The organism is Streptomyces sp. NPDC046261, from assembly GCF_040646235.1.
In the GTDB taxonomy this organism is placed as follows: domain Bacteria; phylum Actinomycetota; class Actinomycetes; order Streptomycetales; family Streptomycetaceae; genus Streptomyces.
Window position 1 is genome coordinate 15,831 of the sequence record NZ_JBEYZU010000024.1, and the last position, 20,523, is coordinate 36,353.

A 20,523-nucleotide genomic window follows, 5' to 3' on the forward strand; every position below is an offset into this window, starting at 1 on the left:
TGTGGAATTGCACTGGCCATAAACATCCGGTGTGAGGATTTACGGCATATATCGAGCGGGCGGCGGCTACTGCCGCCCCGGTCGCGGCGCGCCTCCGGATCCCGCGGCCGAAACCGATCGCGTCCGTGTGGCGCCGATTGCGGCAGTACGTCGTACCTGCAAGGAAAACCCCCGTATTTCCTTGCAGGTACGCTCACCGCAGCATGCGCCGGAGGCCGGTCCGCCTCGCCGGGCGCAGCTGTCAGCCAGCATGCCGGAGACGATGTCGGAAGTCGTTAGCACGGCGTCCCCGGCTTCTTAGCAATGAGTCCACTCGGTCGCCTCAAGGCCACGGAGGCATTGGTGGCGATAGTTCTTGGGCGGCATGCCGTAAGCGGTGCGGAACGCTCGGGTGAAGTCGGCGGCGCGGGGGAAGCCCCAGCGGGCGGCGATGGCGTGGATGGCGACAGAGCGCATCGCGGGATCGGCGAGGTCGCGCCGGGCGCGTTCCAGGCGCTGGTGGCGGATCCAGGCCGCGACGGTCTCGTGCTCGTCCTGGAAAAGGCGGTGCAGATAGCTGGTGGAAATGTTGTGCGCGGCGGCGATCGCGCGCGGAGTCAACCCCGGGTCGTGCAGGTTCCGTTGGACATGGGCCCGGATACGCAGCACCAGGGTCCGGCTGCGGGATTCCGGCGGAAGGGAGCGGTCGGCGTCCAGAGCGTGAGCGAACAGCGCGGACAGCAGGTCGATCACGACCGTTCCCAGACGCGGGCCGTCGGACGGCAGGTAGGAGCTGGTGTCGGCCGTCAGCTGGGTGAGGAACTGGACGAGCAGGGCGCCCACCCCCTCCCGTCCGGACATCCCATGGGCGAACAGCCGGTCCATCTTGTGCTGGGGCAGATGCAGGAGCGACTTGGGGATCTCGATCCCGATCCCCGAGAACAGATCGGTTCCGTTGACGGAAGTGCCTTCGGAGGTGACTTCCGAGGTGACTTCGAAGGCTCGTGAGCTGTCGAAAGCCTGTATCTCGTACGGCCCGTACTGAGCCTTCTGGTCGGCCCAGGCGACCCGGTTGGTGCCGTGCAGGGGGATGCCGATGTGGTACTGCTCGGGATCGGACTGGCGGATGAGCTTCGGAGTCCGGCGAAACCGGAGGGCCTGATGGGTCGTCGGCCAGACGTGCACCGCGCCGAGCTCCACTACACGCTGACGCGCGCGGTAATCGGCCGCGTAGGGGCTGTGAAGGTCCAGCGGCGCGTGGGTCCGGCCGATGCGCTCCCGCCAGTAGTCGAACCGGTCCGCACCAGGTAGGTCTTCGGTCCGGAACTCGGTCTCGGTCAGCATTCCGTCTCCTCCGCCTCGTGGCCTAGGACCCCTAGGGTATAACTAGAACCCCTAGGAACACGTGGAGGGCATATGGCACGGGCCGGGTTGTCGGCGGAGCGGGTGACGCTCGCGGGTGCCGAGCTGGCGGACGAGGTCGGGCTCGACCGGGTGACCATGTCGCAGGTGGCGCGGCGGCTCGGCGTGCGGGACGCGAGCCTGTACACGCACGTGCGCAACCTGGAGGATCTGCGCGGACGGATCGCGCTGCTGGCGGCGGACGAGAAGACCATCCGTATCGCGGAGGCGACCGCCGGGCGGTCGGGCAAGGACGCGCTGGTCGCGTATGCCAACGCCTGGCGGGAGTACGCCCACCGGCATCCGGGCCGCTACATGGCGACGCAGACCCCGATCCAGATCGACCCGGAGCTGGCCGCGCGGGCGCCCGGACCGCGGCGCGCGGTCGAGCTGACCTACGGCATGCTGCGCGGCTACGGACTGGCCGAGCCCGACCTGACCGACGCTGTCCGGTTGTTGCGCAGCACGTTTCACGGGTTCGTCGCCCTGGAGGCCGCGGGCGGGTTCGGGCACGAGCGTTCGCCGCGGCAGTCCTGGGTCCGCGCCCTCGACGCCCTGCACACCCTCCTGGAGCACTGGCCCCCGTCCCGAGAAGGAGACCCCTCATGACCGACCGGACCATCGGCAACCTGCGCGTGAACGGCGCGACCCTGCACTACGAGGTACGGGGCCGGGGCCCGCTCCTGCTGCTGATCCCCGGAGGGACGGGCGGCGCGGCCTCCTTCGACGACGTCGCGGACGACCTGGCCGCCGAATACACCGTCGCGACCTACGACCCGCGCGGCATGTCCCGCAGCCCGCTGGACGACCCGGAAGCCGAGCAGCGCGTGGCCGAGCACGCCGACGACGCGTTGCGGATGCTGGACCTGCTGTCGCCCGGTGAGCCCGCCCGGGTGTTCGGCGGCAGCTCGGGCGCGATCGCCGCCGTGCACCTGCTCACCACCCGTCCCGATCGCGTCGAACGCCTCGTGGCGCACGAACCGCCGCTGGTGGAGGTCCTTCCGGACGTCCTCGAACACCGTGCGCTCCTAGCACGCGTGGAGGAGACGTTCCGTACCGAGGGGCTCATGCCGGCGATGGCCGTGTTCGCCGCCGGCCTGAAGAAGGACGGCGACACGGCCGGGCCGAAGACCGAGGTCAAGCTTCCGCCCCAGGCGGCGGCCCGGGCCGAGCGGACGATGGCCGACCTGCCGTACTTCGTCGGACGCATCGTGCCCGGCTTCATGTCCTACGCGCCGGACATCCACCGCCTGGAGACGCTGTCGGACCGGCTCGTGCTCGCCTGCGGCCAGGACTCACGCGGCGAACTGCCGTACCGTCCGGCGGCGCTCCTGGCCGAGCGGCTGGGCACGGAGCTCCTGCACTTCCCCGGCGGCCACACCGGCCTGACCACGCACCCCGCCGAGTTCGGCGAACTCCTGCGGAAGGTCTTCCGCGCGTAGCCCCGGCTCCGCCACCGGGGGCTCATGGCGCCCCCGGGCGCCTGCCCCTCCCTGTGGCGATGTTCACGGCCGTTCCGGGAACGCCGAGGGCCCGCTCACCCCTCCACAAGGGCACATCACCTTGCCATGTGCCCTCCGGGGCAGCGGACCCTTGCGGAGCCAGCCGATGACGCGTTCACCTTCCGGTACTCACCCACCACGGGGGCCTCGCCGGCCGTGGGCGAGGCGATGGGGCATCGTCGCGGCGTGCGTCGTCGTGCTCGGGCTGATCGCCTGGCCCGTCATGAGCCACTTCGAGATACCTCCGTTCACGGACAAGGGCGACCCCGTCAGCTACGGCAAGGTCGATCCGGGCCGGTCCCAGGACACGGGGAATGGCAGAAATGGCGGAAATGGCGGCAAGAACGGGAGTGGCGACAAGGCCGCCGACTCCAAGGTGCTGATGCCGACCGGTCCCGCCGCTGCCTTCAAGAACGCGAGGACCCTGGAGGACGGCACCCACGTCAGCGTCGTCACCCTCGACGGCAAGAAGTCGGGCTTCAAGGGGAAGGTGTGGGTCTGGGCTCCCAAGGAGTACACGGACGACCCGAAGTACGCCACGAGTGGCTTCCCCGTCATGATCGCTCTGCCCGGCGGGCCCGGCTACGGCACCAACTATTGGTGGGCCGGATTCAGGTTCCAGGAGAACATGGCCAAGTGGTACAAGGAGGGCAAGAGCAAGCCGTTCCTGCTGGCCATGCCGGTACTGAATCCGGGGCCGGACGACAAGGGAATCTACTGGGACGGCAGTGACATCCCGGGGCAGCCGAAGATGGGTACCTGGCTGACCGAGGACGTCCCGGACCTGATGAGGGCCAATTTCCGTACCCTGAAGTCGCGCGACGGCTGGGCTTTCATGGGCTCTTCCACCGGTGGATTCGCCGGGCTCAAGGCCGTACTGAAGCACCCGGACAAGTTCAAGGCCGTCATCGCCAACGGGCCGGACGTCGTCCCCGACTCTCCCCTCTGGAACGGTCACGAGAAGGAGAAGGCGGAGAACAACCCCGAGGTCCTCGCCAAGCGGCTGATCGACACCAAGGGGCCGGACGTCTATCTCGCCTTCCAGGTCGGCACCAGGGAGAGCAACAAGCACACGTTGCCCGACGTCAAGAAATTCATGGCCACCTACACCCAGGGCCCGGTCCACACCTACCTGCACACCATCGAGGGCGGCAGGCACGACGGCGCCTCCTATGCCCCGAATCTCGGCAAGGGCCCCATCGAGTGGATCAGTGAGCACATAGCGGGGCCGACGCCCGCCTCCTGACGACGCGTCCCCCGCCCACCTCGCGCAAGGGCCTTCCACCTGCGGCGCGGGGGCTCGGTTCGGCGCCGCCGCCCAAGCCTCCGCCGCCCGGAATTCAGCCGAAATCCCGGGCCATGCCACCCATCCGGCCGGAATCCCTTACCGAATGGAGCAATACGGCTACCCTGCGGATGCTCCGCCCGGGTTGCCGGGTGAACCTCGGAAGCAAGGAGGTACACCCCGTGAAATCAATCCGTACCGCACTCTGCGGCACTCTTACGGCAGTTGCCGTCTGCGCGGCCCCCGCCGCCTACGCCCTCAACGACCCGTCCGCCAAGGCCGGGACGGTTGAGCTGTCCACCACCAAGGTCGACAGTCGCCTCGCCACCACGCACGACGACGATGACGACTGCGACGACGATGACGGTCGCAAGCACAACAAGGGCCGCGACCATCACAACGGTCGTGACGACGACGACTGCGACGACGACCACGACAAGGGCAAGCACAGCAAGGGCCACCACGACGGTCGTGACGACGACTGCGACGACGAGGACAACGGCCGTGACGACCATGACGGTCGTAAGCACCACGACCGGGACGACCACGACAAGGGCCACGACAACGGCCGGGACGACCACGACGACCACGACAAGGGTCGCGACCACGACAAGGGCCGTGACCACGACGACCACGACAAGGGCCGCGACCACGACCACGGCCGCGACCACCACAACGGCGGACGCGACCACGACAACGGGCGCGACCACCACGACGGCGGCAAGGAGCACCACGGCCGGCCGAGTCACCACGCGCACGCGGGTGGTGGCGCCACGGCCAACGTGGCCGGTTCCGAGTCCTCGGCTCTCGACACCCCGGCACTCGCCTTCGCGGGTGCCACGGTGGGCATCGCCGGCGGGCTGATCTGGTACCGCCGTCGCGCCAACGCGGCCAAGCAGTGACAGGAAGCGAATCCGCGATATGTCAGAGGTGCGCACAGGCGGCTACAGCCGTCTGCTGACAAGGGTGGCCTGGGCGGCATTGCTCATGGCCCTGTGGCTACTGGGCAACGGCAACACCGAGGAGCCGATAACCACGGCCCCGAAGACCGGTGACGTCGCCACCGCAGGCCGCCCTCCCGCGCACAGCCTGCCCCCGGCACACGGACCGTTGCCGGGGGCAGGCCCCCGGACGCTCGCCATCAAGGCGATCGGGCTCCGGGCCCCCATCGAGGCGCACGGACTCGACGCGCTGGGCGGCGTCGAGGCACCCCCGTACGAGCGGCCCAACGCTGTCGCCTGGTACCAGGACGGGCCTCAACCCGGCAGCAGTGGCGCCGCCGTCCTCGTGGGCCATGTCGACACCAAGCAGTCCCCCGCCGTCTTCTACGAGCTCGGCAACGTCAAGCGCGGACAGAAGATCAACGTCACGCGCACGGACGGAACGGTCGCCGAGTTCACCGTCGAGAGCGTCACGACCGTCGCGAACGACCAGTTCGACGCCGACAAGGTCTACGGAGCGCCCGACCTCAAGCGCGCCGAGCTGCGCCTGATCACGTGCGGCGGGGACTACGACCGCGCCCAGCACGAGTACACCGCCAACGTGGTCGTCTCCGCGTATCTGACCGGAGCCGGCCGGGTGCCCCCCGGCGCCGTCACGCCGACCGCCCCGGGGAACGGCCAGGGGACCGACTCCGGAGCCGACCCGGACTCCGGGTCGGGAGCCGGATCCGCGGGCACCGCGGACCCGTCCGACGAACCCGGCGCGGCCACCTGACCGAGGGGCCTCAGGGCCGCAGGCGCGACAGCGGTCCGTCCTCGTCGGCCACCTCGTACGGGCGCTCCCGCGGCAGCAGCCGGGCCGCCTCGTCCACGGCGCCCTCCGCCACGAGCCCGCGGATGCGCTTCGCGAGCGGGGTGACGTCCCTGATGGCGACCGTCCACTCGTCCGCGTAGCGGCGGGCCGCCTCGCCCGACAGCCCCAGTTGCAGCGAGCGATACGGCAACGCCCGTAGCCACAGGTCGCGTTCGGGGTCCCACTGGACGCGCGTCGGAGCGGCCTTCAGCTGCTTCTTCCAGGTCGCCCGGTCGGCGTGGAGGCCGCGTTCGTAGTGCGACAGGCAGGCGTGGCGCAGCGCCCACTCGAAGCCCTCGCGGCTGATCTCTATGGCCAGGACGGTCTCCTGGCCCTCCTTGGCGCCCCAGCCGCAGCGGTACATCATCCACAGGAACGACGGCTTGATCCATGTCATCCGGTCCCGCTTCCAGGCGGCCGGGAAGCGGCCGTCGCGCGCCGCGGGCAGCCCGAGCCGCGGGGCGTAGGCCTGGTAGACGGTCACGGTGTCCGCCGTGTGCAGGGCCCGTATCCGGTAGCGCGGCTCCGCCTCCCCCGGGGCCTGTCCGCCGAGCCGTTCCTCTGTGACCTGTGGTTCTTTCACCCCGACAGAATGGGGTAACCGGCCCGCGTGTGCCACCGCATTACCGCGCGGTGCGCGCCGTACCCCTGGCGATCAGTTGGCGGCACGGGCAGGCTGTCGTCCCCCAGCACATCGAGGAGGGATATTCCATGATTTCGCACTTACCCCGCACGCCCGGGTGCCCCTCATGAACGAGAGCGTCTCCCGCATCGCGCTGACCCCTGCGGCCGCCCGGCTTCTGCGTCAGTTGCGGGCCAAGCACGGGCCGTTGATGTTCCATCAGTCCGGCGGCTGTTGCGACGGCAGCTCGCCCATGTGTTATCCGCGCGGCGAGTTCCGCACGGGCGGTTCCGATGTGCTGCTGGCGGAGCTGACCGTGGAGGAGGTGGAGGAGCCGGTCGGGTTCTGGATGTCGGCCGAGCAGTTCGAGCGCTGGCGCCACACCCACCTGACGGTGGATGTGGTGCCGGGGCGCGGCAGCGGCTTCTCGCTCGAGGCGCCCGAGGGAGTGCGGTTCCTGATCCGCTCACGGCTGCTCACCGACGAGGAGGCACGCCTGCTCGACGGCCGCGGGCGCGAGGCACCCGTGCCCGGCAGCCGGCCGAGCTGACCCGACCGGCCCCGGCACTCCCCCCTGCCACCCCTCCCACCCCGGACAAACGCGTACGACGCGTACGACCCCTACGACGCCGCGTCCGCCAGCGACAGCGTGTGCAGGCGCTCCGGCGGCCCGGGGCGGGCGTAGTACCAGCCCTGAGCCGTGTCGCAGCCCAGTAAACGCAGGTGGTCGGCCTGGGTCCCCGTCTCCACGCCCTCGACCGTGACCGACAGGTCGAGGGTGTGGGCCAGGGAGACGATCCCTTCGACGATCTTCACGTCGACGGGGTCGGCCGGCGCGCGCTGCATGCCGCGGGTGAAGGAACGGTCGAGCTTGAGCGTGCTGACCGGCAGCCGGCGCAGGTACGACAGGTTCGAGTAGCCCGTGCCGAAGTCGTCGAGGGCGATGTCGACGCCGAGGTCGGCGAGCTGGCGCAGGGGGCGCAGCTCCTCCTCGTCGGCGCCGATGAGGGCGTTCTCGGTGACCTCCAGGCACAGGGCGGAGGGGTCGAGGCCCACGTCGGCGAGGACGGCGACGGTGTCGGCGACCAGGGCGGGGTAGCGCAGCTGGGAGGGCGAGAGGTTGACGTTGACGCGCAGGGGGGCGCGGCGGTCGCCCTCGGTGTGCCAGGAGCGGGCCTGGCGGGCGGCCTCCTGCAGGACCCAGCGGCCGAGCGGCACGATCAGCCCGGTGCTCTCGGCGAGCGGGATGAACTGGTCCGGGCCGAGCACCCCGTGCACGGGGTGCAGCCAGCGCACGAGGGCCTCCGCGCCCCGTACGGTGCCGTCCTCGAGGCGTACGAGTGGCTGGTATTCGATGAAGAACTCGCCGTTGTCGAGGGCGGCGGGCAGGCAGTTGGTGAGGCTGTGCCGGGCGATGACGCGGGCGTCGCAGGCGGCGTCGGCGAGTTCGTAGCGGTTCCCGCCGGCGGCCTTGGCCCGGTACATGGTGATGTCGGCGCTGCGCAGCACCTCGGCCGCGCCGAGCTGTCCGCCGCGGCCGTCGACGACGCCGATGCTGGCGCGTACGGACAGGTCCCGGCCGTCGAGGTGGACGGGCTCGGCGAGCGCGGCGAGCATGCGGCGGGCGAGGGCGGTCACGTCGCCGGCGGCGCCGGGGCCGGTGGTCAGGGCCACGAACTCGTCGCCGCCGAGGCGGGCCACGAGTTCGTGCGGGGCGGTGGCGCAGGCGCGCAGCCGGTCGGCGACGGCGACGAGCAGCCGGTCCCCGACGGTGTGGCCGAGGCTGTCGTTGACCGATTTGAAGCCGTCGAGGTCGAGGTAGCACAGACCGAAGCCCCCGGTTCCGCCCCCGCTCTCCCCCAGCGCGCCGTCGAGGCGCTCGAAGAAGAGGGTCCGGTTGGGCAGTCCGGTGAGAGCGTCGTGGGTGGCCTCGTAGCGCAGGCGCTCGTGCAGCTGCCGGCGTTCGGTGATGTCCTCCAGGAGGGCTATCTGGTACTGGGGTTCACCGTCGGCGTCGCGCAGGAGGGAGACCGACAGATCCGTCCACAGGACGCTGCCGTCGCTGCGGTAGAACGGCTTCTCGACGCGGTAGTGGTCGCGGTCGCCGCGGGCGAGCTCGCGGTAGAGGCCCCAGATCTCGGGGGAGTCGTCGGGGTGGACGAACTCGCCGACGTTGCGGCCGTTCGCCGTGCGGCCGGGGCTGCGGAACATGCGCATCAGCGCTTCGTTGACGTCCATGATGCGGCCGTCGACGTCCGCTATGCCGACGCCGACGGCGCTGCCCTCGAAGATCGCCCGGAAGCGTGCCTCGCTGGCGTGCAGGGCGCGTTCGGTCTCGCTCTGCGCGGCGCGGGCGGTGCGGGAGGCGGCCGCCTGCTCGGCACGGGCGCGTTCGGCCAGCGCGCGGGCGAATCCGGTGGCGACGGCGTGCTGCACGCGTGAGCAGCGGGCGCGGGTCTCCTCGGCCGGCATGGGCTGGTCGGGCGGGAGGTAGAGGACGAGGTAGGCGTCGATGACGCCGAGGATCAGCGGCAGGGCCTCGGGGTCGGTGCAGTGCGCGCGGACCAGTGCCGCGCCGACCTCGCCGGCGGGCCGGGGGTCGAAGGGGCGGGCGTACAGGGTGTCGCGCAGCACGCCGGCCAGGGGGACGAGGTAACGCTCGAACTGAGCCCGTGTCATGGGGCGCACCATGACGCCCGCCGTGGCCGGGTAGACCGCACGGCTCCAGATGGCGGCGAACCGCCGCAGCCGGTCGTCCCGGAAGCCGGGGCCGGCCTTGCCCACGGCCATGGCGGTGCCCATGGCCGAGTCCACGGCGCCATACGAAACCGGGGTGACGGTTTGATCCACGGACAGCATTCTGCCACTGGACATTCCGGTCATGGCCGCCACCCCACCCCCGCGAGCCCGGCTTTCGCCGGATCTCCGTGCGTGGCGCCTGGGCGCACGGCATTCTCACGAGGGCTCGTCAGCCACGGAGAACCGACCGCGCGGTAGCCGCGCACGGGCAGGTCGACGCCCCGGGGGGCCGGGGTGGGACGCTCCATCAGAGTGTGTCTCCAGCTCAATCGCAGGAATGTCGTGGGGTGTTGAGCGAAGGCTACTGATCGTTCGTTCGAATGGAAGCAACAAGCGGAAATGGGTCATCCGCATTCGGCCAACGCCCGTGTTCACCCCTGTGGGGTGCCCCTCACGACGGCGCGAAACCCTCCTCGCGCGTGAGATGCGTCTCCTGTGACCTGCGCGAACGCCGCAACCCGGGCGCCTGCGGCGCGCGTCAACGTTTCGTCATGATCTTCAGGAGGGGCGGAAAGCCATGTGCGGTACGTGTGCGGGTCTCGGCGGCCAGGCGAGCGGGACGGGCGGGGCGGGCGGCGCGGATGAGCCCGGCGGGGCTCAGGTCGGGCGGCGCGGGCTGCTGCGGGGCGCGGTGGCGGGCGCGGCGGGCGGCCTGGCCGTCGGGGCGGGCCTGGGCGCCGCGCCCGCGCAGGCGGCCCCCACGGCCGGCGGCGACGTGCGGGAGGAGACCCGGCGGCGGCGCGAGCGCGCGGCCGGCTCGGGGGCGAGACTGCGCTGGCTGGGAGTGGCCGGCTGGGAATTGTCGTTCAACGGCCACCACATCCTCGTGGACCCCTACCTCTCCCGCCAGGAGTACCGCGTCCCGGGCGGTGAGGCCATCGACGCCAAGGGCGCGCTCCGGCCGGACGCGGCGGTGGTCGAGGAGGTGGCGGCCCGGCACCTGAGCGGCGCGCCGGAGCTGGTGCTGGTAACCCATGGCCACTTCGACCACCTCCTCGACGTGCCCCAGTTGCTCGACCGGGGCGGCGACTGGGCGAAGGCCACCATCCGGACGCTGTGCGGCGAGACGCACCGGCACCTGCTGGCCGGCATGGGGGTGAGCGCCAGGCGCCTGGAGAGCTGTGTGGTCGTCAGCGGAGGCGAGTACCTGCGCTTCCCCGCCGGCCGCGACGAGGCGCCGGCCTACACGGTGGAGGTCTTCCGCAGCCTGCACAGCCAGTACGGCTCCTACGGCTACTTCGCCCCCGGCACGCTCGTCTCCCGGCCCGCCAGGCCGCGCACCCTGGCGGACCTGGTCGAGGGCGGCTCGCTCGCCTACCAGGTCACCCTGGGCGCCGACGGCCTGCGGGTGATGTTCCTCAGCGGCACGGCCAACTTCGCCGAGCGCGAGGTCGCCGGGGCGCGTCCGGACGTACTGGTGCTGGGCGTCAGCGGGCACACGGCCGTGCACCAGTACGTCGAGCGCGCCATGAGGGCGCTGGGCAACCCGCCGGTCGTCGTACCGAGCCACCACGACTCGATGCTGACCCGGCTGACCTCGCCCGGCATCGGATCGACCGTCGACACCGGGGCCGTGGAGAACCTGCGCCGGATCGTCGAGCCCCTGGGCAGCCGCGTGCTTCAGCCGCGCCACCTGCGGCAGCTGGAGCTCTAGCCCGGCCGCGGCTCAGCGCACGCCCACCGACGCCAGCGCCCGCGCCTGACGGGTGGTCGGACGCAACGGGAAGTAGAGGTAGCAGATGCCTCCCGTGCCGCTTCTGACCTCCCCCTGGGCGTTGTGGCGCTTGGTGCGCAGCCAAATGGTCTCGAACTGGCGGCGTTTGTAGACCCGTTCCACCGCCGCGTTCGACGGGCTGGCCGGGTCGTTGGCGATCACGTCGCCCTCCTCGGTGAAGCCGACCACGCACATCAGGTGGCCGGCCGTGCCGTAGCCGGCCCCGTCGAGTTCGGAGGCGAGGAAGGACTGGGAGGTGATCAGCGGGATCCCGGCCTTCACCAGCCGCTCGGCCTCGTTCAGCGAGCGCAGGCGCGTGACCACCGCCTGGAAGTCGTGGTACGTGGCGGCGTACGCGGCGTTGAACGGCCAGTTGCCGCAGCCCTTGTACTGGTAGTCGTAGGTGTGGCGGGCGGCGTGGCAGACCTGGGGGTCGGCGTAGGCGGGGTTGACCCAGGCGAGGTCCTCGGCGGTGGGCCTGCGGCCCCAGTACTCGAGCACCATCTGGGAGGAGGTGGGGCTGCACCACGCCTCCCCGCCGTTGTCGTACTCCGGGTACTGGCCCTTGTGGATCTCCTGGGAGTAGCGGGGCACCCTCAGCTTGTGGCCGGCCCCCTCCCCCGGCCGCGAGGCGGGCACCGTGAAGCGGTCGGGGATGTCGGAGCCCATGGCGCCCAGCCGCCAGACGGTGGGCGTCAGCCGGCTGCCCGGCTTGCGGTGGAGGGTGAGCCGGAGCTCGTAGGAGGCCAGGCGCAGCCCGCTCGCCGGGTCGTCGACGGCGAGGGTGTCGGTGGAGACGCTGCTCTTCTTGTCCCCCTGCCCGTCGACGCTGGTGCGCCGTATGTCCCCGGCCGCGTCCCCGGAGGTCCAGCGGCCCATCACGTACCAGGGCGAGCGGGTGCCGTCGGTGTACGTGGCGCGCAGCTCGGTCTGGAGCCAGGTGCCGGCGGGGGTGCGGGCGTTCCAGGACACGACGATCTCGGTCGCGGGCGCGGGCAGGGCGCTGACGGGGGAGAGCCAGGTGGCGTACTCCCAGCGCCCCGTGGTGCCGGTGTGCGGGTCCCGGTATTCGAGGGTGCCGATCGGCCGGTCGAGGACCAGGCCGGGGCGGTCGCCGCCGAGGACGCGGGTGCCGGCGCCCCGGCCGCCGGCCCACTGGGGAAAGGTGGTCCAGGCCCGGTAGTCGACGGAGCCGGCCGGCCGCTCCGGGCCGCCGCCGCGCGCCGCGGCGAAGGCGGACGCGACCGAGGACAGGGGCGAGGCGGCCGCCGTGACCGCGAGGGCTGCGGCGAGCACGGTGCGGCGGGGTGTGGGTCTGCTGGACATGACGGTGGTCCCCCAGTCATGGGTGGATGGGGCTGCGGGCACGGTCCGGCCGGTAAGGAGAACAGGGGCCGCACCACTATCGCGCCGCGCGGACGGTCCAGGCCAGTGATTCCCCGTGCGGCGCGCCCTCAATGCCCGGGCGGGCGGGGACCGGTCCTAGGGTGGTCCGGTGAACGATCTCCACGGCCGGGGTCCGGGCCCCGGGCCCTCCCCCGACCCGCTCGACGCCCTGGCCCGCCGGCTGCGGGCGCTGCCCCCCTCCGTCGGCCCGGTGCGGCTGGTCGCCGTGGACGGCCACGCGGGGTCGGGGAAGACCACCTTCGCCGGGCGGCTGTCGGCCGCCCTGGGCGGCGCGCCCGTGCTGCACCTGGACGACCTGGCGACGCACGAGGAGCTGTTCGAGTGGATCGGGCGGCTGCGGGAGTGGATCCTGGCGCCGTTCGCGCGCGGGGAGGACGCCCGCTACCGCACCTACGACTGGGTGGCGCGCGCCTTCACCGAGGAGCGCGTCCTGCGGGCCGCGCCGGTCGTGCTGGTGGAGGGCGTCGGGGCGGGGCGGCGCGCGCTCCGCCCTTACCTGGCATGCCTGTTGTGGATGGAGTTGACGGATGAGGGCTCCTGGGAAAGGGGTCAACTCCGCGACGGTCCCGAACTGACCGAATTCTGGGACGGCTGGAAGCGAGCGGAGCGCAGGCATTTCACAACCGACCCCACCCGCCCGTACGCGGAACTACTGGTACTACAGCGAAAAGAGGGTTACATGTTGCTGCCGGGGCCTCAGAAAACCGACTGATCCGGGCCGTACCTCACCCTGAGTGAGCGCCCGCCGTCGGTCCGCTCCCCACCTGCGAGCATTCCCCGCCGAGTGCCCCAACTCGGCTTGACCCGGGGGGCGTACAGGACTTACGTTCTCAATGTGCGGCGGACGAAAGCCGCTTGCAGCAGCGAAGCCCCCGGTTGTTCCCCCGTGATCGGGGGCTTCGTACTGCGTCCCGCGCAGCGATTTGAGCCCTTTGTTCCGCGAAACCCTCCCGGCGCGTCACCCTGGGTGACCGCTCTCCGGGTCGCTTTCGCGACCGCCCCCGGCTCACGCCCACGCGGCGATCTGCGCCCCCGCACCCTTCGGCCGACCCCGACCGCGCAGGTACGATGCGAGGCGGCGCACCCATCGGCGGGCGGCTCCGGGCACCGCCTCGGGCACCCTCGACGGGACCGCGCCGGTACGGCCGGCAACTCCCGTCCACAGCACAGTAGTTCGGAAAGGCGCGGCCAAGGCACTCGCCCGGCGCACGGCACGCTACGGGGGCAGGTTTGTGGGGGACGTGATGGATCTCGGCATGCAGGGCCCGCCCGCCCCGGCCGATCTCGCCTGGCTGCGCGCCGTCGACGCCTACACCATGGGCGCGTACACCGAGGCGGAGAAGGAGTTCAGGGCCGCCGTCCGCGTCGACCCGGGAATGGCCGACGCCTGGCTCGGCCTGCACGCGCTGCGCGCCGAGACCACCACCGCGCTGCTGCGCATGTACCGCCACCGCGACCGGTTCGGCGAACAGCGCTCCCGCCACCGACGCCCCCTCAACTCCTGGTACTGGCTGGGCTGGTGGGTACAGCCGGTGCTGGAGAGCCACCGCGACCTGCTGCTCGCCCACGCCTCCCACTGGCTCGACGGCCGTCACGTGCCCGAGCTGGACCGGGCCCTCGCCGGCTGCCCGCCCGTCGAGACCGACCCCCAGGTGCGCTTCCTGCACGCCTGCCGCGCCTATCTGGTCAAGGACTGGGAACAGCTCGTACGCCACACCGAACCCCTCCTCGACGACCCGCTGCTCGGCATCGAGGCCGGGCTCTTCGGCGGCATGGCCCGGGTGCGGCTGGAGATGTACGGGCACGCCGAACCGCTGCTGGCCGCCGCGCTGATGCGCTGCCGCAGCGAACAGCCGCAGCGCAAGGAGCTGCGCTACTGGCTCGCCCGCGCCCACGAGGGCACCGGCCGCAGCGCCGCCGCGCTGCCCCTGTACCGCGCCGTGCACCGCGTCGACCCCTCCTTCATGGACACCTCGGCCCGGCTCACCGCCATCGCGGACGGCGACGGACTGGACGACGAGCACGTGGACCTGCCGCCCGTGCCCCTGGGCGCGTCCCTGCCCGATCCCCCCGACGCGGGCGGCGAACCGGAGGCCCAGACCGCTCCCGACCCCCTCGAGGGCCGCGACGTCCTCACCGGCACCGGCCCCGCCCCCACCGGCAACGCCCCCGTCGAGGCCGACGGCGTCCGCGAGAAGCTGCGCGTGCCCGCCCAGCCCGGTCCCCCGCCGCTGCCCGGCCGCTCGGACCCCGTCCTGCTCGCCAAGGCCCTGGCCGAACTGGAGCGCATGGTCGGCCTGGAACCCGTCAAACGACAGGTGCGGGCGCTGTCCGCGCAGCTGCACATGGCCCGGCTACGGGCCGGCCAGGGCCTGCCCGTCCAGCCCCCCAAGCGCCACTTCGTCTTCTCCGGCCCCTCCGGCACCGGCAAGACCACGGTCGCCCGCATCCTCGGCCGCGTCTTCTACGCCCTCGGGCTGCTCGGCGGCGACCACCTCGTCGAGGCCCAGCGGGCCGACCTGGTCGGGGAGTTCCTGGGCCAGACCGCGGTCAAGGCCAACGAACTGATCGACTCCGCCCTCGGCGGCGTGCTCTTCGTCGACGAGGCCTACAGCCTCTCCAACTCCGGCTACAGCAAGGGCGACGCCTACGGCGACGAGGCCCTGCAGGTCCTCCTCAAGCGCGCCGAGGACAACCGCGACCGCCTCGTCGTCATCCTCGCCGGCTACCCCGAGGGCATGGACCGCCTGCTGGCCGCCAACCCCGGCCTGCACTCCCGCTTCACCACCCGCGTGGACTTCCCCAGCTACCGCCCCGCCGAACTCACCAGCATCGGCGAGGTACTGGCCGCCGAGAACGGCGACGCCTGGGACGAGGAGGCCCTGGAGGAGCTGCGCAGCATCAGCGGCCACGTGGTCGAACAGGGCTGGATCGACGAGCTCGGCAACGGCCGCTTCCTGCGCACCCTGTACGAGAAGAGCTGCGCGTACCGCGACCTGCGCCTGTCGGCCTATCCGGGCACGCCCACCCGCGACGACCTGGCCACGCTGCGGCTGCCGGACCTGATGCAGGCGTACGGGGAGGTGCTGTCGGGCCCCGGCTGGGGCTCCCCGCGCCGCCGCCAGGGCGACGCGCGGGATCCGCAGGATCCCGCGCCCTGATGCCGGACGGGCTGCGTTCAGCCCGTCCGGGTGCGAACTCAGCCCGCCATCGCCTCCTGGGCCTGCGGCACGCGCGCTTCCGTGACGCGGACCGCCGGAGCGGGCGCCGTCTCGCGGTGCGCCGGATCGCGCACCTCGCCGACCAGCTTCTCCAGCACGTCCTCCAGCGCCACCAGCCCCAGCACGCGGCCCGACGCGTCCGTCACCGCCGCCAGGTGCGCGGCGGCCCGGCGCATCACCGTCAGCGCGTCGTCGAGCGGCAGTTCCGCCCGCAGCGTCTCGACGCGCCGCCAGATGTGCTGCGGCACGGCCCGGTCCCGGTCCTCCAGGTCCAGCACGTCCTTGACGTGCAGGTAGCCCATCACGGCGCTGCCGGCACGGCCCGTCGCGCATATCGGGAAGCGGGAGTAGCCGGTGCGTACCGTCAGCTCCTCGACCTGGCGGGGCGTGACCGAGGGGTCGACCGTCACCAGCGTGGCCGGGTCCAGCAGGACGTCCGTGACCGGGCGGCTGCCCAGCCCCAGCGCGTCCTCCAGCCGCTCCTGCTGTTCCGGCTCCAGCAGCCCGGCCTGGCGGGAGTCCTCCACGAGGTGGGTCAGCTGCTCGCTCGTGAAGACCGCCTCCACCTCGTCCTTGGGCTCGACGCGGAAGAGCCGCAGCACGCCGTGGGCGCACGCGCCCAGCAGCCGGGTGACCGGCCGGCACAGCCGGGCGAACGTCACCAGCCCCGGCCCCAGCCACAGGGCCGCCCGGTCGGGGGCGGACATGGCCAGGTTCTTCGGCACCATCTCGCCGATGACCAGGTGCAGGAAGACCACCAGGGCCAGCGCGATCACATAGCCCAGCGGATGGATGAGCCCCTCGGGCAGCCCCACCGCGTGGAAGAGCGGCTCGAGCAGCTTCGCCACCGTCGGCTCGGCCACCGCGCCCAGCGTCAGCGAGCAGACGGTGATCCCGAACTGGGCCGCCGCCATCATCTGCGGCAGGTTCTCCAGCCCCGTCAGGACCGTACGGGCGCGCCCGGAGCCCTCGGCGGCCTTCGGCTCGATCTGGCTGCGGCGCACGGAGACGAGCGCGAACTCGGCGCCGACGAAGAAGCCGTTGGCGAGCACCAGGAGCACCGCGAAGAGCAGTTGCAGCACGTTCATCGCCGCGCCCCCGTCAGGCTTTCGGCACGGACCTCGGTACGGACGAACCGCACCCGTTCGGCGCGGTGGTGTCCGACCCGGCGCACCGAGAGCCGCCAGCCGGGCAGCTCGGCGCCGTCCCCGGGGGCGGGGATGCGGCCCAGCAGGCCGGCGACGAGTCCGGCGACCGTCTCGTACGGGCCGTCGGGCGCCTCCAGGCCGATGCGCCGCAGCGCGTCGACGCGGCAGCCGCCGTCGGCCTCCCACGCCTGGCGGCCGTCCTCGCAGGCCACCGGGGCCAGCTGCGGCCGCCCGGCGTCGGCGGCGTCGTGCTCGTCGCGGACCTCGCCGACGAGCTCCTCGACGATGTCCTCCAGCGTGACCACCCCGGCCGTGCCGCCGTACTCGTCGACGACGACGGCTATCGGCTGCTCGCTGCGCAGCCGCTCCAGCAGCGGCTGTACGGGCAGGGTTCCGGGGATGAGCATGGGGGCGACGGCGATCCGGCCGACGGGGGTGCGCAGCCGTTCGTGGCCGGGTACGGCGAGCGCGTCCTTGAGGTGGACCATGCCGACGACCTCGTCGAGCCGCTCCCGGTAGACGGGGAAGCGCGAGAGGCCCGTGGCACGGGTGAGGTTGAGGACGTCCTCCGCGGTCGCGGTGGACTGCAGGGCGCTGACCTTCACCCGGGGGGTCATCACATGCTGGGCGGTCAGCCCGCCCAGCGACAGGGTGCGGACGAAGAGGTCGGCGGTGTCCTGCTCCAGGGCGCCGGCCAGGGCCGAGTGCCGGGCGAGCGAGACGAGTTCGCCGGGGGTGCGGGCGGACGCCAGCTCCTCGGCGGGCTCGACGCCCAGGGCCCGTACGAGCCGGTTGGCGACGGTGTTGAGCAGGGTGATCACGGGCCGGAAGAAGTGGGCGAACAGGCTCTGCGGGCCGGCGACGAACCGCGCGACCTGCAGCGGCCGGGAGACGGCCCAGTTCTTGGGCACCAGCTCGCCGACGACCATCTGGACGGCGGAGGCGAGCAGCATGCCGGTGACGACGGCGACGCCCGGGGCGGCGCCGTCCGGGAGCCCGGCCGCGGTGAGGGGGCCGGTGAGCAGCCGGCCGAGCGCGGGCTCGGCGAGCATGCCGACCACCAAGGAGGTGATGGTGATGCCCAGTTGGGTGCCGGAGAGCTGGAAGGAGAGCTCGCGCAGCGACGCGACGACGGTGCGGGCCCGCGGGTCGCCGTCGGCGGCGGCCCGCTCGGCCTCCGGCCGCTCCACGGTCACCAGGCCGAATTCGGCGGCGACGAAGAAGCCGTTCGCGAGGATGAGGAGCAGCGCTGCCGCGAGCAGCAGAAGAGACACGGTGATACTCATGACGCCGCCTCGCTGTGGGGGGCGGCGCAGGTACTACAGGACGGTCCGTCCATTGCCGGAGTAAGTCACTCCTCGGTTCGCAGGTGTGCCCCGGTGCGGGGCGGGGCACGTGTGTGCCCGTGACACCAGAGTAATCATGGAACCGGGAGCCGCGCCGGTTCAGGTCGCGGAGCGGCCCGTGCCGTGCGTCTCGGCGAGCGCGCGCAGGGCACGGGCGTCGGCGATGGCCTGCTGTTTGGCGATGCCGGTCTGGATGCCCATGGCGGGCAGGCTGGTGCCGTCGGAGAGGTCGAGGTAGACCCAGGGGTCGCCGGCGCGCAGATTGACCCGCACGATCTGCGCCCAGGCCAGCCGCCGGGTCGTCGTGAGGTTGGTGACGGTGACACCGTCCTCGGTGGCGACGACCTTGGGGCGGCTGAGCAGCCCGAGCACGGCCAGGCCCAGGAGGCCGGTGCAGATGAAGGTGGTCCGGTCCCCCGCGGTGAACGACTCCAGCATCAGCGAGAGCGCCGTGAGCACGGCGAACAGGGCGCCGCCGATGCTCAGCAGCACGACGCGGGTACGGGTCGGGCGGAAGGTGACGGGCAGCTCGGGGGTGGACACGTCGTGGGTCGCCTTCGTGCGGATACGGGCCGGGCGGGGAAGGGGGCGCTCAGAGGCGGCAGGCGTGGATGCCCGTGGTGAGGATGGCGCGGGCGCCCAGTTCGTACAGCTCGTCCATGATGCGCTGGGCGTCCCTGGAGGGGACCATCGAACGGACCGCGACCCAGCCCTCGTGGTGCAGGGGGGAGACGGTCGGCGACTCCAGGCCGGGGGTCAGGGCGACGGCGCGCTCGACCTGCTCGACGCGGATGTCGTAGTCCATCATCACGTAGCGCCGGGCCACCAGGACGCCCTGCATGCGGCGGAGGAACTGCTGCACCTTGGGGTCGTCGGCGGGGGCGCCGTGGCGGCGGATGACGACGGCCTCGGACTTCAGGATCGGCTCGCCGATGATCTCCAGGCCGGCGTTGCGCAGGGTGGTGCCGGTCTCGACGACGTCCGCGATGACCTCGGCGACGCCGAGCTGGATGGCGGTCTCGACGGCACCGTCGAGGTGGACGACGGAGGCGTCCACGCCGTTGTCGGCGAGGTGCTTGGTGACCAGGCCGGAGAAGGACGTGGCGATCGTCATGCCGCCGAACTCGCTGACGTCCTTCGCCGTGCCGGGGCGGGTGGCGTAGCGGAAGGTCGAGCCGGCGAAGCCGAGCTGCATGATCTCCTCGGCCCGGGAGCCGGAGTCGAGCAGCAGGTCGCGGCCGGTGATGCCGATGTCGAGCTTGCCGGAGCCGACGTAGACCGCGATGTCGCGGGGGCGCAGGAAGAAGAACTCGACCTCGTTGTCGGCGTCGACGAGGACGAGCTCCCTGCGGTCCTTGCGCTGGCGGTAGCCGGCCTCATGGAGCATCGCCGACGCAGGCTCGGAGAGAGAACCCTTGTTGGGGACGGCGATGCGCAGCATGAGGTGGTTTTCCTTTGTGGAGTGCGGTGCTGAAGGGGGGTGGGTGGTGCGGGTCAGAGGTGAGCGTATACGTCGTCGAGGGAGATCCCCCGGGCCACCATCATCACCTGAAGGTGGTACAGCAGCTGGGAGATCTCCTCGGCGGTGGCCTCGGCGCCTTCGTACTCGGCGGCCATCCATACCTCGGCGGCCTCCTCGACGACCTTCTTGCCGATGGCATGGACGCCCTTGCCCACCAGCTCGGCGGTGCGGGAGGTGGCGGGGTCGCCGGAGGCCTTCTGCTGGAGCTCGGCGAAGAGCTCCTCGAACGTCTTCTTGGACATGGTGGTCCTACCCTACGGGGTCCACCCGGTGGGTCAGTGCCAGGGCTCGGACACCGAGCGCAGGATCATCGCCGTGGAGACGGCCGCGGTGACCGCCTCGTGGCCCTTGTCCTCGGCCGAGCCGTCGAGCCCGGCGCGGTCCAGGGCCTGCTCCTCGGTGTCACAGGTCAGCACGCCGAAGCCGACGGGCACGCCGGTGTCGACGGAGACCTTGGTGAGCCCCTGGGTCACGCCCTCGCAGACGTAGTCGAAGTGCGGGGTGCCGCCGCGGATGACGACGCCCAGGGCGACGATCGCGTCGTAGCCGCGGCCGGCGAGGACCTTGGCGACCACCGGCAGCTCCCAGCTGCCGGGTACGCGCAGCAGGGTGGGCTCGTCGATGCCCAGGTCGTGCAGGGCGCGCAGGGCGCCGTCGACGAGGCCGTCCATGACCTTCTCGTGCCACTGCGCGGCGATCACGGCCACCCGCAGGTCCTGGCAGTTCTTCACACTCAGCTCGGGTGCGCCCTTGCCGCTCACGTGTCGCTCTCCTCGTTCGGTA

General features: G+C 71.9%; 19 protein-coding genes. 9 read left to right on the top strand and 10 right to left on the bottom strand.

Going from position 1 to position 20,523, the window contains the following annotated elements; translation table 11 throughout:
* Positions 1-297: 297 nt before the first annotated feature.
* Positions 298-1,323, bottom strand: a complete 1,026-nt coding sequence (locus ABZ956_RS27610) for a helix-turn-helix domain-containing protein (RefSeq protein ID WP_361899198.1) — start codon at positions 1,321-1,323, stop codon at positions 298-300.
* Between the two features lie 72 nt (positions 1,324-1,395).
* On the opposite strand from ABZ956_RS27610, the gene ABZ956_RS27615 reads away from it, so the two are divergent.
* From ABZ956_RS27615 to ABZ956_RS27635, 5 genes are all read left to right on the top strand, one after another.
* Positions 1,396-1,989 (top strand): WHG domain-containing protein, encoded by a 594-nt coding sequence (locus tag ABZ956_RS27615; RefSeq protein ID WP_361899201.1) that lies wholly within the window; start codon positions 1,396-1,398, stop codon positions 1,987-1,989.
* A complete protein-coding gene (locus ABZ956_RS27620; protein ID WP_361899204.1) occupies positions 1,986-2,822 on the top strand; it encodes an alpha/beta hydrolase in 837 nt (278 codons plus the stop codon). The genes ABZ956_RS27615 and ABZ956_RS27620 overlap by 4 nt, the downstream gene beginning before the upstream one ends.
* A 283-nt stretch (positions 2,823-3,105) precedes the next feature.
* Positions 3,106-4,128: an alpha/beta fold hydrolase gene (locus tag ABZ956_RS27625; protein WP_361899207.1), complete on the top strand. Its 1,023-nt coding sequence runs from the start codon at positions 3,106-3,108 to the stop codon at positions 4,126-4,128.
* 221 nt (positions 4,129-4,349) lie between these two features.
* Complete coding sequence (locus ABZ956_RS27630; RefSeq protein ID WP_361899210.1) at positions 4,350-5,069, top strand: hypothetical protein; 720 nt, start codon at positions 4,350-4,352, stop codon at positions 5,067-5,069.
* Between the two features lie 19 nt (positions 5,070-5,088).
* Complete coding sequence (locus ABZ956_RS27635; RefSeq protein ID WP_361899213.1) at positions 5,089-5,883, top strand: class F sortase; 795 nt, start codon at positions 5,089-5,091, stop codon at positions 5,881-5,883.
* A 10-nt stretch (positions 5,884-5,893) separates the two neighbouring features.
* Here ABZ956_RS27635 and ABZ956_RS27640 read toward each other — a convergent pair whose 3' ends face one another.
* The gene (locus tag ABZ956_RS27640) at positions 5,894-6,544 is read right to left on the bottom strand and encodes a DUF4291 domain-containing protein (protein ID WP_361899216.1); all 651 of its coding nucleotides are present in this window, start codon (positions 6,542-6,544) and stop codon (positions 5,894-5,896) included.
* 166 nt (positions 6,545-6,710) lie between these two features.
* Between ABZ956_RS27640 and ABZ956_RS27645 the strand changes: the two genes are divergently transcribed.
* Positions 6,711-7,133: a DUF779 domain-containing protein gene (locus ABZ956_RS27645; protein ID WP_361899219.1), complete on the top strand. Its 423-nt coding sequence runs from the start codon at positions 6,711-6,713 to the stop codon at positions 7,131-7,133.
* A 71-nt stretch (positions 7,134-7,204) separates the two neighbouring features.
* Here the strand turns inward: ABZ956_RS27645 and ABZ956_RS27650 are convergent, their stop codons facing one another.
* The gene (locus ABZ956_RS27650) at positions 7,205-9,385 is read right to left on the bottom strand and encodes an EAL domain-containing protein (RefSeq protein WP_361899358.1); all 2,181 of its coding nucleotides are present in this window, start codon (positions 9,383-9,385) and stop codon (positions 7,205-7,207) included.
* Between the two features lie 514 nt (positions 9,386-9,899).
* On the opposite strand from ABZ956_RS27650, the gene ABZ956_RS27655 reads away from it, so the two are divergent.
* Positions 9,900-11,036 carry an MBL fold metallo-hydrolase gene (locus ABZ956_RS27655; RefSeq protein ID WP_361899222.1) on the top strand — a complete coding sequence of 379 codons (1,137 nt, stop codon included), beginning with the start codon at positions 9,900-9,902 and terminating at the stop codon, positions 11,034-11,036.
* Between the two features lie 12 nt (positions 11,037-11,048).
* On the opposite strand, the gene ABZ956_RS27660 is transcribed toward ABZ956_RS27655, so the two are convergent.
* A complete protein-coding gene (locus ABZ956_RS27660) occupies positions 11,049-12,422 on the bottom strand; it encodes a peptidase C39 family protein (RefSeq protein WP_361899224.1) in 1,374 nt (457 codons plus the stop codon).
* A gap of 169 nt (positions 12,423-12,591) precedes the next feature.
* Here ABZ956_RS27660 and ABZ956_RS27665 point away from each other — a divergent pair, with 169 nt between their 5' ends.
* Both ABZ956_RS27665 and ABZ956_RS27670 read left to right on the top strand, forming a co-directional pair.
* Entirely contained in the window at positions 12,592-13,215 is a 624-nt protein-coding gene (locus tag ABZ956_RS27665; protein ID WP_361899226.1) for a hypothetical protein, read from the top strand.
* Positions 13,216-13,747: 532 nt separating this feature from the next.
* On the top strand, positions 13,748-15,664 hold the full coding sequence (locus ABZ956_RS27670; protein ID WP_361899229.1) for an AAA family ATPase: 1,917 nt from the start codon (positions 13,748-13,750) through the stop codon (positions 15,662-15,664).
* 38 nt (positions 15,665-15,702) lie between these two features.
* On the opposite strand, the gene ABZ956_RS27675 is transcribed toward ABZ956_RS27670, so the two are convergent.
* From ABZ956_RS27675 to ribH, 6 genes are all read right to left on the bottom strand, one after another.
* Positions 15,703-16,812 (bottom strand): hemolysin family protein, encoded by a 1,110-nt coding sequence (locus tag ABZ956_RS27675; RefSeq protein WP_361899232.1) that lies wholly within the window; start codon positions 16,810-16,812, stop codon positions 15,703-15,705.
* Positions 16,809-18,158 carry a hemolysin family protein gene (locus ABZ956_RS27680; RefSeq protein WP_361899233.1) on the bottom strand — a complete coding sequence of 450 codons (1,350 nt, stop codon included), beginning with the start codon at positions 18,156-18,158 and terminating at the stop codon, positions 16,809-16,811. The genes ABZ956_RS27675 and ABZ956_RS27680 overlap by 4 nt, the downstream gene beginning before the upstream one ends.
* 159 nt (positions 18,159-18,317) lie before the next feature.
* Positions 18,318-18,761 carry a PH domain-containing protein gene (locus tag ABZ956_RS27685; protein WP_361899236.1) on the bottom strand — a complete coding sequence of 148 codons (444 nt, stop codon included), beginning with the start codon at positions 18,759-18,761 and terminating at the stop codon, positions 18,318-18,320.
* A 49-nt stretch (positions 18,762-18,810) separates the two neighbouring features.
* Positions 18,811-19,659 carry an ATP phosphoribosyltransferase gene (gene hisG / locus ABZ956_RS27690; RefSeq protein WP_361899239.1) on the bottom strand — a complete coding sequence of 283 codons (849 nt, stop codon included), beginning with the start codon at positions 19,657-19,659 and terminating at the stop codon, positions 18,811-18,813.
* A gap of 53 nt (positions 19,660-19,712) precedes the next feature.
* A complete protein-coding gene (locus tag ABZ956_RS27695) occupies positions 19,713-19,982 on the bottom strand; it encodes a phosphoribosyl-ATP diphosphatase (RefSeq protein WP_071963644.1) in 270 nt (89 codons plus the stop codon).
* Positions 19,983-20,015: 33 nt separating this feature from the next.
* A complete protein-coding gene (ribH, locus tag ABZ956_RS27700; RefSeq protein ID WP_361899242.1) occupies positions 20,016-20,501 on the bottom strand; it encodes a 6,7-dimethyl-8-ribityllumazine synthase in 486 nt (161 codons plus the stop codon).
* Between the last annotated feature and the right edge of the window lie 22 nt (positions 20,502-20,523).